Here is a 13,827-nt window from a genome sequence, read left to right on the forward strand (position 1 = left end):
CGGATGGCTGTCATCTAGCAGAGAATTTTTATCTTCCTTGCAATTTATCCGCAAATTGCTTCAAGTTCATGTTGGAGTGAATGCGCTGACGTTTTAGATCGAAGAGGGAATCTCCCTGGAAGACATTGCCCTCATCAATTGTATACGCACTCGTTATCCCGGCGGATTGTAAGGCGTAAATTGCCGCCAAACTGCGTTTTCCATACGGGTATGCGTGGGCCATAACTTGATAGTCCCCGCCAATAATTTGTTCGATGGTTTCATTTGCTGTTTGGATGTCCTCAAAGATTGCTAGTTCCGATTCATATTGTAACAGGCTAAGGTTGGTAAATGAATTAAACATATGGAATAAATGTGTGTGGTTTTGATAGGAATAGACATCCTGTGTCTGAATGATATCTTGTTCTGAAACCGTGCTAATTCGATCGATACGACTTGTAATCAGGAAAGAAGTAGCTTGGAATCCGTGACTTTTCAAAATAGGATAGGCTAAGTCAATTGTCGATTTGTAGCCGTCATCGAATGTGATAAGAACAGACTTCTTTGGGAGTGTCCCCTTTTTAGCAACCCAAGATTCTAACTGTTGTGGAGTGATTGTCGTCCAGTTGTTTGCCTTCAAATAGTCCATCTGCTCTTTAAACTTAGCAATTTCTAATGTTGATGCATTTTGGTCGGTTTTACTACGCACAAGATCGTGATACATCAAGACAGGGATACCAGGTTCGATTAGCAGCTCGTTCTTATGTATATACCCCGTTTTACCACCTATTAAGACGGGGTAATAATTACCCTTTAATCTTTGTACATTAATCGTCATATTCGGTTGGATGTGTCCAATGCTATTCGCTTTAACTGCTGGGCGATCCAAGATTTGTACAGGCTTTGAAGTCTTGGCTCGAACTGGATGTGCAGCTTTCCAGTTATTCGGTGGGTCCTTAATAATTACAGCTTTCTTTTTCGAGAGTTTAACTTGATCGTTTCCAATGAACGTATGATAAAAAAGGTTTGATTCATTTACCACGGTGTGTGAAGTACCTTTTAGGAATACAGCGACCTTCTGGTAGTCATCGAAAACAGGAGTGGTTTCGGTAATTTTTATCGATTTTACAGTAGATGCTTCAGTTGCTTCTGTGAAAGTTGGAAATGCTACAAGTAATAGTAGGAAAAACAGTATAAATTTCTTCAATCTTAAGTATGCCCCTTTATTCTAGTTTCTATCTCTATGATAGATAGATTGGGAGAAACTAGCAAGGTGTAGTTGAATTAAATAATAAGTATAGAATAATCAAACTTATCAACAAAAGCGGTGGATATCCTGTGAGTAAGTTGTTTGAAGTGTTAATAAATACAGATAATTCGGTCTGGATGGTGTTAGTAACTTTATCCACAGCCACGTGTACATAGGGTATATAGTGTTTTATACAAAAATAAGCAGTCATTTACGGGTGAACTTTGAATAATCAACATATGATAAGCAAATGAATAGCTATACAAACTGAGCGATGGCGCTTTATAATGGAATCTTTTTTTCTTACCTATATATGTTGAACTAATGATTCTATATAATCTCCAGCGAAGGCTACCCCAAGTGCCGAGCGTTGTTGAGAGGATTCTTTATGTCAACATAACTAGGTAATTCGTTGTAATTATACGGGTTAATTGTAATTCACTCCTTTATTTTAAAAATGCGTCTAGACAGATTAGAAAGGATACGCTATAATCTTATTAATCTAATAAAACATATCGAGTTACTTGGTTATTGAGGAAGTGCGTAAAACCGTTACTGATTAGTGTTTGGAGCAAGTTATCCAGTCGTTGAAATGAATTTAATAAGGCCAGAGAAAGAATAGGTATAGGAACCTCTCCCTTGGTCTTTCATAGTAAAAAGATAGTAGCTGATCGGAAAACCGAAGGCTCTCAACCGAATTTAATGTTGAGAGCCTTTTCGTTTGTTAAAAAATCATAGACAGTGTCAGCCACGTAAGGAAAGTATGTGGACGAAAGAAATATAATGGGAGGTTTTTATTGTGCAGTATAGTTATGTTTCGCATCTTAAATGTCCTAAACGTCCCTCTCCATAAAAAGGCTAATTCGTTTACTCAGACATGAAAACTGCATATAAAAGGCTGCTGATCAGACAATTGAAGGCTCCTTGAAATCTATTATTCTTGTGAATATAGGCTTCTTGGAGCCTTTTATTATAATAATCGACTACATTAGCTGAGATATTAAAAATGAAAATAGGAGGCCTCACATGGTAGAAAAACAAATTGATGAGCAATGGATTGAGTGTATTGTACTGTCAGTGAAAGAAATCAAATGCGGATCGGTGGAAATCGTTATTCATGACTCGCAAATTAAGCACATTGATCGGCTGGAAAAGAGACGGTTTTCTTTAAAAAGCCAACAATCTGAGCAATGAAGACAAATGAAGATACAATCATAAACCAATCAAAAAGGGTTCTTATAAAGAAATGAAAATAGAAGTGGAGGTTAATAGGATGAAGAAAAATACGACAATAATCAAGTTTTTAGTAGGTATCACTGCAACGGTGGGGATTTTAACAGGATGTGGTGGTACTGAAAAAAGTGGAAATCAAACTGCCTCTGCCGAAAAGAAGAATTCAGTTGAGCTGTTAAATGTATCCTACGATCCAACGCGTGAGTTATACGAGGAGTTTAATAAAGAATTTGCTGCACATTGGAAAGATGAAACCGGACAGGAAGTGACTATTCAGCAGTCGCATGGTGGATCAGGAAAACAAGGTCGAGCAGTAATTGACGGTCTAGAAGCAGACGTTGTCACACTGGCCCTTGCTTACGATATTGACGAAGTCGCCGCCGCCCGTGACTTGCTAGCAGAAAACTGGCAAACTAGATTGGAAAATAACTCAACACCATACACGTCAACGATTGTTTTCCTAGTTCGAAAAGACAATCCACAAGGCATTAAAGATTGGGATGACTTAACGAAAAAAGGTGTTTCGGTTATAACACCAAATCCGAAAACATCAGGCGGTGCTCGTTGGAATTACTTGGCGGCTTGGGCTTATGCGGATAAGAAATTTAATGGGGATGAAACGAAAGTGAAAGAATTTGTTGGCGATCTTTATAAAAACGTTGAAGTACTAGATTCTGGGGCTCGCGGTTCAACGACAACTTTTGTTGAACGGGGTATTGGGGATGTATTGCTTGCATGGGAGAATGAAGCCTTCTTAACGTTAAATGAACTTGGAAAAGGTGAATTTGAAATTATCGTCCCATCACTCAGTATTTTAGCAGAGCCGCCAGTTGCAGTTGTGGATAAAATCGTCAAGAAGAAAGGCACAGATGAAGTCGCACAGGCCTATCTGGAATACCTGTATACAGAAACTGGACAGGAAATTGCTGCGAAAAACTACTATCGTCCCCGTGACCCAGAGGTATTAAAAAAATATGCAGATCAATTCCCAGACATTAACTTCGTTACAATTGACGATGATTTCGGTGGTTGGAAAGAAGCACAGGAAAAACACTTTAATGACGGCGGCACCTTCGATGAAATTTACTTACCGTAGTGGTGTCTAAGTAAAGAATCCAATTGATATCTAGGATTAGAGGCGTTAAAAACAGTTAACTACAGAAGTGAAGGTGAAGCAATGGCGAAGAAATGGAGATTAAAGAAACATAGTATATTGCCGGGATTCGGGCTATCGCTCGGATTCACGATGCTGTATCTCAGCTTGCTCGTTTTACTTCCACTCTCCATGATATTCATTAATACCTCATCAATGGGGTGGTCAGATTTTTGGGCAACGGTAACGGAACCGCGCGTCATTGCATCGTACAAAGTAAGTTTTGGTACCGCATTTGCAGCAGCCTGCATTAATCTGCTATTTGGTGTATTGATTGCCTGGGTACTCGTTCGCTATTCGTTCCCTGGCAAGCGAATCATTGATGGATTGGTAGATTTACCATTTGCACTCCCAACAGCTGTTGCAGGTATCGCATTAACAACACTGTATACGGAAAAGGGTTGGATTGGTCAGTTTTTATCGTTTAAAGTTGCGTTTACGCCTCTCGGTATTACGATTGCATTAACATTTATCGGCTTGCCATTCGTCGTCCGAATGGTGCAGCCGGTTCTTCAAAACCTTGAACGGGAAATGGAAGAGGCATCTGCTATTTTAGGCGCAAATCGTTTTCAAACGTTTGTTAGAGTAATTGTTCCAGAAATTTTGCCAGCAGCTATGACAGGTTTTGCGTTAGCATTTGCCCGTGCGATTGGCGAGTATGGCTCGGTGGTCTTCATTGCGGGTAATATGCCGATGAAGACTGAGATAACACCGCTCATTATTATGACAAAACTTGAACAATATGATTATGCTGCTGCTACAGCAATTGGGGCAGTCATGCTCATTTTCTCATTTGTTATCTTGTTATTTATTAACGGATTGCAGTGGTGGACTAATCGGAAATTTGTTCATAATTAGGAGGGGATTCCATGGCAAAACAGAGTCAGGTGCAGTCAGTTAGTAAGAATGGGAGTAAGCGGACTACAGAAGAGCAGCCTTGGGTTCGTATTCCGCTAATTGCGATTGCACTCGGATTTCTATTGCTATTTCTAGTATTACCGCTTGTCGCAATCTTTATAAAAGCTTTTGAAAAGGGAGCAGGCGTCTATGTAGCTGCAATTACAGATCCGGATGCACTATCAGCAATCAAACTAACATTACTTGTCGCCATACTTACGGTACCACTAAACGCGATTTTTGGAATTGCAGCTGCCTGGGCTATTACCAAGTTTGAATTTAAAGGGAAGAGTCTTTTAATTACCCTGATTGACTTGCCGTTTGCAATTTCACCAGTTATTGCAGGTCTCGTGTTTGTTTTATTATTCAGTGCCCACGGGTTGTTCGGTGAATTTTTATTTGCAAATGATATTAAAATTCTTTTCGCCGTCCCAGGCATTGTGCTTGCCACATTGTTTGTGACATTCCCGTTTGTTGCACGTGAGTTGATCCCACTTATGCAGGCGCAAGGAACGGCAGAAGAAGAAGCCTCCTTAACACTTGGAGCAGGTGGATTTAAAACATTCTTGCATGTCACGCTGCCGAATATCAAGTGGGGATTATTATACGGTGTCATTCTTTGTAATGCGCGTGCAGTCGGCGAATTTGGCGCTGTCTCGATTGTTTCGGGGCATATTCGCGGTCTTACGAACACGATGCCGTTACATATTGAAATTTTGTACAATGAATATCAATTTTCCGCAGCGTTCGCTGTTGCATCTCTTATGTCCATTTTAGCGATTATTACGCTAGTTTTGAAAAACTTCATTGAATGGAAAACAAGTCAGCAAGGATAGAACAGGAGGTTACCACATGAGTATTCAAATAAAAGAAGTGTCGAAGAGGTTTGGCTCGTTTGATGCACTGAAAGATATTAACCTCGACATTAAAACAGGAGAGCTCGTGGCGTTGCTTGGACCATCTGGATCGGGCAAAACATCGCTACTACGCATAATTGCAGGACTTGAAGAAGCGGATCATGGGGTTGTCTTATTCGGTGAGGAAGACATGACCCATATTCGCACGACAGAACGAAAGGTTGGCTTCGTTTTTCAGCATTATGCCCTGTTTAAACATATGACGGTTTTTGATAATGTTGCATATGGATTGAAAGTACGATCCAAAAAAGAACGGCCAACTAAAAAAGAAATTGCTGCGAAAGTAAATGAATTACTAGGACTTGTAAAGTTAGAAGCATTTGCTACTCGTTATCCATCTCAACTATCGGGGGGGCAAAGGCAGCGTGTTGCACTAGCGCGAGCGCTTGCAGTGGAACCAAAAGTACTGTTACTTGATGAACCATTTGGTGCGCTCGATGCAAAAGTGCGGAAAGAACTGCGACGTTGGTTGCGAAGATTGCATGATGATTTTCATATTACGAGTATATTTGTGACGCATGATCAGGAAGAGGCTCTTGACGTGGCGGACCGAATTGTTGTTATGAATGAAGGGAAGATTGAACAGATAGGTAGCCCGGAAGAAGTTTACGATCATCCAAACAGTCCATTTGTGTATGATTTTCTAGGAAATGTGAATATTTTTCATGGGCGCTTGCAAAATGGCAAGCTACTCAATGTACAGGTCGATTTGGATGCGGTAGATCTTGAAAGAGCTGAAAATAAGTTGGCTATTGGTTATGTTAGGCCACATGATGTGACGATTGAACGAGAAAGTACAGATACGGAAGCAGTTAAAGCGAAAATTATCCATATACATGTCGTGGGGCGCACTGTGCAAGTGGAACTAAAACGACAAGACAATGATCAATTTCTAGAAGCAGAATTGACGAAAGACAGATATCGGGAGCTAAATGTGAAAGCAGGTGAAGATGTATATATCAAACCGAATCAACTTCGTGTTTTCATTCCGGAAGACTTCTCGATTTGAAGCAATGTTATATAATGAAATTTAAATAGAACACTTCAACTACCTGATGCCGAATTTCTATTGGCATCAGGTAGTTTACGTTCTTCGGAGAGCTTTCATTGTTTCCGAATTGTATTGGCGACAGTCAGCTTATTGAAAACATAGAATAATCAAAACTTATCCACAAAAGCGGTGGATATCATGTGAGTAACCTGTTAGAATTATTAATAAATACAGATAACTCGGTTAGGTTAGTGTTAATAACTTTATCCACACTATAGAATGATGTGATTTATTGTCGAAAGATACTAGGATATGCAGTGAAAACATTCTTTGGCTGACCACTAAAAACCATTATTACCTGGAGTGATTAAAATTGAAGCTACAACAGCCGAAAAAAATTAGAGATAGAGGTATTACGATTGGTCGTCTTCCGGTCGGGATAAAGAATTGTATTACGGATGTAGAGGGTGTGAAAGTTGGGCATGTCACACTGGATAATCCACTGCAGGGGGCTGAATACGCCGCTACTGGCGTGACTGCTATATTACCGCATGGGGACAATCTGTTTATGAATAAGGTAGTGGGTGCGAGCTATGTATTGAATGGTTTTGGAAAGACAACAGGACTCGTCCAGGTTGATGAATTAGGGCTGATTGAGTCACCGATTATGCTAACCAATACGTTTGGTGTTCCAGCGGTTACACAAGGAGCCTTGCAGTATATGTTAGAACAAAACCCTGAGATTGGAGATACAACTGGAACCATAAATTTGGTTGTCGGGGAATGTAATGACAGCAGGCTTAACTCCATCCGCGAGCTACCGATTCAACCAAGTCACGCGATTGCTTCTATTAAAGAAGCTTCCACTGAGTCTTCCCTAGAAGGGGCGATTGGAGCTGGAAAAGGCATGATTTGTTTCGGTTATAAGGGGGGAATCGGCTCTTCATCACGAATCATCAAAGATAGCGCAAGTGGAGAGACTTATACAATTGGCTGCTTAGTCCTTAGTAATTTTGGAAGAAAAGAAGATTTTCAAATGGACAGATATAAACTGAGTGACAATCAGAACGTGCCTACATATCCTAAACCAGCTGATGGATCTATCATGATTGTCTTGGCTACAGATGCACCACTGGGTAGTAGGCAGTTAAAGCGGCTGGCGAAAAGATGTGGTATCGGGTTGGGGAGAACGGGTAGTCATTTTAGCAATGGCAGTGGTGACATTGTCATCGCTTTTTCGACGGCTCATAAAATACCGCATTCCACTTCGGATACTGTTGAAACAAGGCTTGAGCTAAGAGAAGATCATCCGATTATGAATGATCTTTTTTCAGGTGCATCAGATGTTACAGAGGAAGCGATTTTAAATTCATTGTCACAAGCAGTGACGACTACGGGACGAATGGGGAATACCGTACACGCCTATCCATTTGGATGAACATGAAATAATGAAGCGACCTTTTCAAGCATTAAAGTGCTTGAAGGGGTTCTTTTTTGTTTAATGAAAATAGTTACGGTTATAAATCGTATTTAGAAAATACCGATAAATTTGACTTGAATGAATTTCCATTTTAAACTAAATGAAACATCTCTGGTTGGGGAACCATATAGTAACAGAGTGATAGTTAATTCCTCGGTACCTTGCAATCGTTTATATAACTAAAAGGGGGGTCATTTTATTGAAGAAAAAAGGAATCTTTAGTATGTTGCTTGTCCTGTTTCTCCTTGTTGCCGCAGCGTGTGGTAATGATAAAGGGGAAGGCGACACCAAAAAGGACGATGACGTAGTGAAAGAAGAAGGCGCTTCAGGCAAGCTCGTTATTTACACAGGGCGTGATGAAAGTGTTGTTGAGAAGGTCGTTGGAATGTTCAATGAAAAATACCCTGACATTCAAGTTGATAATTTGACGATGGGGGCACAACAAATACTGGAGCGTGTCCGCGGTGAGAAAGCGAATCCTCAAGCGGACTTCTGGTGGGGCGGTACACAATCCGCAATGATGGTGGCGGCGGATGAAGATCTGCTTATGCCGTTCAAGCCGTCATTTGACGAGGCGATTGCGGCCGACTATAAAGATGCTGAAGGCAGATGGTACGGAGAAATGCTATTGCCGGAAGTCATTATGATCAATAGCGATGTATTAACACCGGAAACGGGTCCGCAAGATTGGGATGATTTGTTGAAGCCGGAATGGAAAGATAAAATTGTTATCCGCGGCGTTCTAGCGTCTGGTACGATGCGTACAATTTACTCATCAATGATTTATCGTCAAGGTGCGGATGATCCTGAAAAAGGCTACGAATGGCTTAAAGGCTTAGATGCAAACACGAAAGATTATGCGCAAGATCCGACGAATCTCTATTTGAAGCTGGTGCGTCAAGAAGGAACGGTGTCGTTGTGGAATTTGCAAGACATCTTGCTGCAAAGTAAATTGAACAACCAACCGTTTGACTATATTTATCCGAAAAGTGGTGCGCCGATTCTGGTAGATGCGGTCGGTATTGTCAACGATGCGAAAAATGAAGCGAATGCGAAATTATTCTACGAATTCCTCTTTGATCCAGAAGTACGTGCAGAACTTGCGGAAGAACTTTATCAGATTCCGACACGCTCGGATATTGCCAAAGAAGATATGCCGGATTGGTATCAAGACCTTGATTTGAAGGCACTTGATATCGATTGGGAAGTGATGGCTGACAAAGAAGCGGAATGGATGGAGCATTGGGATTCAAATATCAAGGGTAAAGGGAAGTAATTGTAGTTGAAAGATAAGTATACCTTTTCTACATGGAATAATGACTAGGCGCCCTGCGCTTTTCATCGAGACCTCGGGTAATCAATCTCGGGGTCTTTCCATTACATAGTGACTGTATTGACAAATGAACATCTATATAAACTGAGCAAGGGCGCCTTCTAAGGGGTGGCTGAAGCCTTGAAAATTACTTGGCTTAGGGCGGGAGGCATCCCCTAGCGCCGTAGCGGTTTCAATGGAATTTTTTATTTCAACCTATATAGATTTGAGTGAAGGGGTGACGGGATGAAGGGTGTTCGATTACAAGATATAACGAAAACGTTCGGAAAAGTTCACGGTGTGAAAGAGTTGAATATCGACATTCAACCTGGTGAATTTTTCACATTTCTTGGTCCGAGCGGATGCGGAAAGACGACGACGCTTCGTATGATTGCAGGATTTTATTACCCAACGGATGGGAAGATTTTTTTCGATGAACGTGATGTAACGAGGTTGCAGCCAAATAAGCGAGACATTGGTATGGTGTTTCAAAACTATGCACTTTTCCCGCATATGACGGTAAATGAAAACATTGCGTTTGGCTTAGAAGTGAGGAAGTTTTCGAAAGAGGATATAAAAGCAAAGGTAGATGAAGTGAGGGGCCTTGTGCGGCTTGAACAATACGGTGGGCGAAAAATCAATGAGCTTTCTGGCGGTCAGCAGCAACGTGTCGCATTAGCTCGGGCGCTCGTCATTAAACCGGATATTTTACTGTTGGATGAACCGTTATCGAACTTGGATGCCAAGTTGCGCGAAGAAACACGTATTGAAATAAAAAGGCTGCAAGCGGAACTTGGTGTGACGACGGTCTATGTTACACATGATCAGACGGAAGCGATGGCGATGTCTGATCGCATTATGGTGATGGAAAACGGCTATGTACAACAGATTGGTACGCCGCAGGAAATTTACAATCGTCCAGTGAATCGATTCGTTTCATCGTTCATTGGCGAATCGAATACGCTAGAAATGACTATCATGTCGATCGACAGTGAAAAAGTCGTTGTGAAAAATGAACAAGGTGTCACGCTGACGGGACTTCTTGAAAACAGTTCTCCGCTTGCTCCGATGAATAAAGGGGGAAAGATTCATGTGTCAATTCGTCCAGAATCAATTCTTCAGGGAGATGGGGAAAACACACTGACAGGAGAAATTACATTTGTTGAATTTACCGGTCTAAGTGTCAATTATATCGTGAAGATTCCTGGTATTACGCTCAAAGTAATGATTATTAATACAGGCGGAAAACTGTTGCAAATCGGGGATTCCATTCAGTTGTCTATCCCGTCTCGAAGCCTTTACTTTCTTGGGGAATAGGGGGCTAGACTTATGAAAAAACAGACAATCTACTCGTCTCAAGATAGTTTGTGGGCACGTATTACGCGGTCCCCTTCATTTATCTATGTTCTTATATCACCATTGTTCCTCATTTTGTTTGGATATGTTATTTTTCCGTTTTACCAAACGTTCATCCAAAGCTTCGGTAGTGAGACAGGACTGAACAATTATAAAAAGTTTTTCAGTTTGGAGAGTACATCCAATCTGGAAGCACTCTGGACGAGTGTGTACATTTCAGTAATTAGTGTTATTACGTGTGCGATTGTCGGCGTGTTGATGGCTTTTTTACTGGAGCGGTATGACTTTCCAGGGCGGCGTGTGTTGTCCATTCTCGTTTTAGTGCCAATGGCGTTGCCGCCGTTAGTTGGTGTGCTGTCGTTTACGTTTTTATATGGAGAAAGTGGGATTATTCCACGTGGTATCCAGCATTTATTCAACTTAGAGCAAGTGCCTTTCAAGCTAAAAGGGGTATGGGGCGTTATTGTGGTCCATACGTTTACGATGTATACGTACTTCTATTTGACCGCGTCGGCGGCGATTAAGGGACTCGATCCGTCACTCGAAGAAGCGGCGACAAACCTAGGTGCGAGCAGAATTCGGATATGGCGAAAAATCATTTTACCGATGCTGACGCCTTCCATTGTGGCCGCGGCGCTTCTCGTGTTCATGATTTCGATGGCGTCATACACAGCACCGCTCATTTTTGGAGTGGAGCGGACGATGACGATGCAAATCTATTTATCGAGAACGAATGGCAACTTGGATATGGCCGCAACACAATCGACAATATTATCATTTGTATCAATTTCATTTTTAATCATCATGAGATGGTACCAAAATAGGCGTAATTACCAAAACTTAAGCAAAGGAATTAGTGTCCATCGTTCGGAAGTGAAGTCGAAGGCGATGAAAGTGGTTTCCGTCATTCTATCTTTTGTTGGCGTTCTCATCTTGTTATTGCCGATTTTGACGCTCATTCTCATATCGTTATCTGTGGATGGCACGTGGACGACTCAAGTGTTGCCACCTGAATATACGTTTGACCATTATAAAGCATTATTCACGGATGAAAGGACATGGCGACCAATTTGGAACTCGTTGCAAATGGGCTTTGTGGCAACGCTTGGTAACATCGTGTTCGGTGTCGCAGCGGCGTATGCGATGGTAAGGCTTAATTTCAAAGGGAAGACATTGCTTGATATTTTAATCATGGTTCCGTGGGCGCTTCCTGGTACTGTTGTAGCAGTGAATTTGATTGCAGCATTCAGTGAAGAAAATATTTTCGCTTTCAATCAAGTGTTGATAGGGACGTTTTGGATATTGCCACTCGCTTATTTCATTCGCCACTTGCCACTCGTTTTCCGTTCGACATCGGCGTCGTTAATGCAGATGGACCAATCGATAGAGGAGGCTTCGAGGAGTCTTGGCGCTGGTTGGTGGATGACGTTCCGAAAAATCGTTTTACCATTGACATTGACGGGAATTTTAGCAGGAACACTTCTTGCATTTGTTCAAAGTATTGGGGAGTTTGTGGCGTCGATCCTCATTTATAGTACGTCAACGATGCCATTATCAGTAGCCATTTTCCAAAAGATGTATGCCTTTAAATTTGGAACAGCCTGCGCATATGGTGTGTTGCAAATCATTTTAATCCTCATTGTGTTGACGATTTCTGAAAAATTATCTAAAGGAACTGCTGGTTCGGCGATTTAATTACTTAATTCCGAATGAAAGGGTGGATTACCTAATGATTAGGAGCTTCAAAGATCGTATCAATGAAGTCGAAGGAGAAGAGTTTCCGTCTAAAACATATCGGAAAATGGTTTTGCAACCTGCTTATGATGAAGCGAAGAAGTACTTTTTACATTCGATGATCCAGATTCATACCGCACATTTAAAAATGTTGGAAGAGCAAGGTATTGTCAGTCAAGAAGATGCTATGACGATTGGAAAAGCAATCCAGACACTCGATGTGGATTATTACAGTACGGACCATTACAATCCGCTGTTTGAAGATCTCTTTTTCCGCATTGAGCATGATTTGATTGAAGATGCGGGAGAGATTGCGGGGAATTTGCATATTGCGCGAAGCCGGAATGATATGGGAATTGCTATTTATCGGATGACGCTTCGTAAAAAGCTACTTGAACTAATGAGTGAGATGCTAGCGTTAAAAGATGCACTGATTGCATTTTGTGAAGAGCATGTCGATACGGTGATGATTGGTTATACCCATACGCAACAAGCGCAACCGACTACGCTCGCCCATTATTTAAAAGCGGTTATAGATCAACTCGGCAGAGATTTCAAGCGCGTTCAGTCGGCGTTTGGAACTGTAAATCGAAGCAGTATGGGAGCGGCTGCACTGACGACAACGGGTTTTGCAATCAGCCGTGAACGAATGCGAGATTTGCTGGCGTTTGACGATATTATCGAGAATTCATGGGATGCGGTGGCCGGCGCGGATTACATTACGGAGTCGGCGAGTGCAGTCCAGTTGTCCGCGTTAAATTTAGGGCGTACTGTTCAAGACTTTCTAACATGGGCGACGCAGGAGTTTAATGTTTTCACTTTGGCTGATCCATATGTCCAAATAAGTTCGATCATGCCTCAAAAACGCAACCCGGTGTCGATTGAACATATGCGTTCTTTATTGTCAGCAGTTGTGGGTGATACGAATACAGTGTTGACGATGGTGCACAACACACCGTTTGGGGATATTGTGGACACGGAAGACGATATGCAGCCTTTTTTGTGGAAAGCGATTGATCGGCTGATTGGAATCTACCAATTGTTCGGCAGTGTCGTCCTAACAATGAAAGTAAATAAGAAAAAGTTACTTGAACGGGCGGAAAGCAGTTTTGCGAACGTGACAGAACTGGCTGATACATTGGTTCGTTCGGAGCAGATTACCTTCAGACAATCCCATCTAATCGTCAGTAATTGTGTGAAGAAGTTGGTAATCTCAGGCGAGGAATCGTTAATGAGCCTTACGTGGCAACTGGCGAATGACCAGGCACAGCTTGTTTTGAATAAAGACTTACTGATCACTGAAGAGGATTTCTATAAAACGTTACGTCCGCAACATTTCGTAGCTATACGAACGATCTACGGTGGACCTTCCGCGGAAACGATGAAAGCTTCACTTGAACAGTCGAAAGAGTTTACGAAAGAAGCAATGCATTGGCTAAATGATAAAGAACGTAGAATTATTGATGCAGAAATTCAGTTGGCAACATTTAAAACTGATTGGGGTAAGGCTTGAAGACAGTCACCTA

At 41.6% G+C, this 13,827-nt stretch carries 11 protein-coding genes; 10 read left to right on the forward strand and 1 reads right to left on the reverse strand.

All coding sequences use genetic code 11. The features are described 5' to 3' along the window. Nucleotides 1-28: 28 nt before the first annotated feature. Complete coding sequence (locus MKZ26_RS18585) at nucleotides 29-1,186, reverse strand: polysaccharide deacetylase family protein (RefSeq protein WP_338655336.1); 1,158 nt, start codon at nucleotides 1,184-1,186, stop codon at nucleotides 29-31. 1,068 nt (nucleotides 1,187-2,254) lie between these two features. On the opposite strand from MKZ26_RS18585, the gene MKZ26_RS18590 reads away from it, so the two are divergent. The 10 genes from MKZ26_RS18590 (at nucleotide 2,255) to argH (ending at nucleotide 13,814) form a co-directional block, all read left to right on the forward strand. Then, complete coding sequence (locus MKZ26_RS18590) at nucleotides 2,255-2,422, forward strand: YezD family protein (RefSeq protein WP_340767121.1); 168 nt, start codon at nucleotides 2,255-2,257, stop codon at nucleotides 2,420-2,422. Between the two features lie 79 nt (nucleotides 2,423-2,501). Continuing rightward, a complete protein-coding gene (locus tag MKZ26_RS18595) occupies nucleotides 2,502-3,557 on the forward strand; it encodes a sulfate ABC transporter substrate-binding protein (RefSeq protein ID WP_340767122.1) in 1,056 nt (351 codons plus the stop codon). Nucleotides 3,558-3,638: 81 nt separating this feature from the next. Further along, on the forward strand, nucleotides 3,639-4,472 hold the full coding sequence (gene cysT / locus MKZ26_RS18600) for a sulfate ABC transporter permease subunit CysT (RefSeq protein WP_340767123.1): 834 nt from the start codon (nucleotides 3,639-3,641) through the stop codon (nucleotides 4,470-4,472). An 11-nt stretch (nucleotides 4,473-4,483) separates the two neighbouring features. Beyond that, entirely contained in the window at nucleotides 4,484-5,347 is an 864-nt protein-coding gene (gene cysW, locus MKZ26_RS18605) for a sulfate ABC transporter permease subunit CysW (RefSeq protein ID WP_340767124.1), read from the forward strand. Nucleotides 5,348-5,363: 16 nt separating this feature from the next. After that, nucleotides 5,364-6,437: a sulfate/molybdate ABC transporter ATP-binding protein gene (locus tag MKZ26_RS18610; protein ID WP_340767125.1), complete on the forward strand. Its 1,074-nt coding sequence runs from the start codon at nucleotides 5,364-5,366 to the stop codon at nucleotides 6,435-6,437. Nucleotides 6,438-6,792: 355 nt separating this feature from the next. Next, entirely contained in the window at nucleotides 6,793-7,857 is a 1,065-nt protein-coding gene (locus tag MKZ26_RS18615) for a DmpA family aminopeptidase (RefSeq protein WP_340767126.1), read from the forward strand. Nucleotides 7,858-8,122: 265 nt separating this feature from the next. After that, a complete protein-coding gene (locus MKZ26_RS18620) occupies nucleotides 8,123-9,175 on the forward strand; it encodes an extracellular solute-binding protein (protein ID WP_156476180.1) in 1,053 nt (350 codons plus the stop codon). Nucleotides 9,176-9,457: 282 nt separating this feature from the next. After that, nucleotides 9,458-10,528: an ABC transporter ATP-binding protein gene (locus MKZ26_RS18625; protein WP_340767127.1), complete on the forward strand. Its 1,071-nt coding sequence runs from the start codon at nucleotides 9,458-9,460 to the stop codon at nucleotides 10,526-10,528. A 12-nt stretch (nucleotides 10,529-10,540) separates the two neighbouring features. After that, complete coding sequence (locus MKZ26_RS18630; RefSeq protein WP_067212385.1) at nucleotides 10,541-12,262, forward strand: ABC transporter permease; 1,722 nt, start codon at nucleotides 10,541-10,543, stop codon at nucleotides 12,260-12,262. Nucleotides 12,263-12,296: 34 nt separating this feature from the next. Beyond that, entirely contained in the window at nucleotides 12,297-13,814 is a 1,518-nt protein-coding gene (argH, locus tag MKZ26_RS18635) for an argininosuccinate lyase (RefSeq protein ID WP_340767128.1), read from the forward strand. Nucleotides 13,815-13,827 lie beyond the last annotated feature (13 nt).

Source organism: Sporosarcina sp. FSL K6-6792, from assembly GCF_038004885.1.
GTDB classification, from domain to species: Bacteria; Bacillota; Bacilli; order Bacillales_A; family Planococcaceae; genus Sporosarcina; species Sporosarcina psychrophila.